Origin of the sequence: Cuspidothrix issatschenkoi CHARLIE-1, from assembly GCF_002934005.1 — a bacterium.
Taxonomy (GTDB): domain Bacteria; phylum Cyanobacteriota; class Cyanobacteriia; order Cyanobacteriales; family Nostocaceae; genus Cuspidothrix; species Cuspidothrix issatschenkoi.
Genome location: NZ_PGEM01000188.1, coordinates 3,063 through 4,352, shown reverse-complemented (window position 1 = coordinate 4,352; position 1,290 = coordinate 3,063). Strand labels below are relative to the sequence as shown.

General features: G+C 29.8%; 2 protein-coding genes. Both read left to right on the top strand.

Annotation, left to right across the window (positions count from 1 at the left end; genetic code table 11):
* The first annotated feature begins 306 nt into the window (after positions 1-306).
* The gene (locus CUN59_RS19635) at positions 307-1,050 is read left to right on the top strand and encodes a hypothetical protein (protein ID WP_104389418.1); all 744 of its coding nucleotides are present in this window, start codon (positions 307-309) and stop codon (positions 1,048-1,050) included.
* A partial coding sequence (locus CUN59_RS21585; protein WP_165790238.1) for a hypothetical protein occupies positions 1,037-1,290 on the top strand: 254 nt, incomplete at its 3' end. The genes CUN59_RS19635 and CUN59_RS21585, both read left to right, overlap by 14 nt.

Here is a 1,290-nt window from a genome sequence, read left to right as displayed (position 1 = left end):
AAAGTTGATATGCTCCCCGTTTAGGCTAAACGTCTGTTAGAAGATGATCTCAATCCTACCAAATTTCCTAATCAAGCATATCATACATTAGTAACTCAAGTATTTGTTAATAGTTGGGGACTATTTAAAACCTCTGCTCAAAAATATTCTGTACAAACTCCCACCAATCAAAATATTATAGCTGCATGGAATAAAATAGACGAACTTACAGCTTTAAATGATAAACAAAAAACATCTATTAATATAGAAAAAATTTGGCAAGAATTATCTAATCCTCCCTTTGGGTATAATGAATATACCTTTACCATGCTATTTATAGCATGGATATGTGATCATCGGACTGAAATCACATTAAAAGGTAATTTTAGTATTCCCAAAAATAAGAAAGAACAAGTAACAATTGAAGAAAAACCTATCAAAGATTGGGTGACAACCAACGTTCTTGATAAACCTAAAGATTTTGTCAATGAATGGATCTTAACATCAGGTAAAAAACCTCAGTTAATACGTAGTCAACCTGTTGTATGTCCTGAAATACCAGCAAGATTAAAGTACGTTCAAGCACAAAAATTACTTAAAGAGATTGAATTATTTATTAATTCTGCTGATCCAAACCAAGCGCAAGTAGAAGACATTAAACCTAAAAAACAGCAAATTTTAGCACAAGTTCATAAAATCAATCAATGGTTTAAAGTAGTAGAAGAAACTGAAAATTTACCCAGTAATATTAAACTAGAAACCTTAATTAGTCTTTACTCAAGATTGCAAGAGATTAAACTAGAATTATCAAAACCAAAAACTATTAATTTAGTATCACCCAATATAATATCATCGGTTAAATCAGATACTATTACTGTTGATCCTTCCGCAGAACAATATAAACGTCAAACCAAAGCTTTAGAAATTATTCACGATAAAATTAACGAAGTAATTGCCAAATTAGGTGAAAAAGCTGAATATCTCAAAACAGAACAAGAACTAGGTGGTTATTCAAATTTCCTTACCTCGACATTTACTAGATACCTTAAATTACTCTTTGCAAGTTGCTAACAGAAAACTCAGTGAAATTCAACAGCAGTCAGAAATTAAAGACTGTTTAGATAAAATCCAGATTCGTTATAATTCTCTCAGTAATAATGCAACTCAACAGGATTATATTGATACTATTAATGATATTGAAAAATTAACTAATGAGGTTGTTAAAAAAGAACTACGATATCAACAAATAGTTAAGGATATTCAAAATAAATCTCAAAATTTATCCCAGAAAATAACTCGTTGGGAAGAAAG

Coding starts and splice junctions, on each gene's coding strand:
- CUN59_RS19635 (WP_104389418.1), top strand. CDS start 307: ATGCTATTTATAGCATGGATATGTGATCATCGGACTGAAATCACATTA.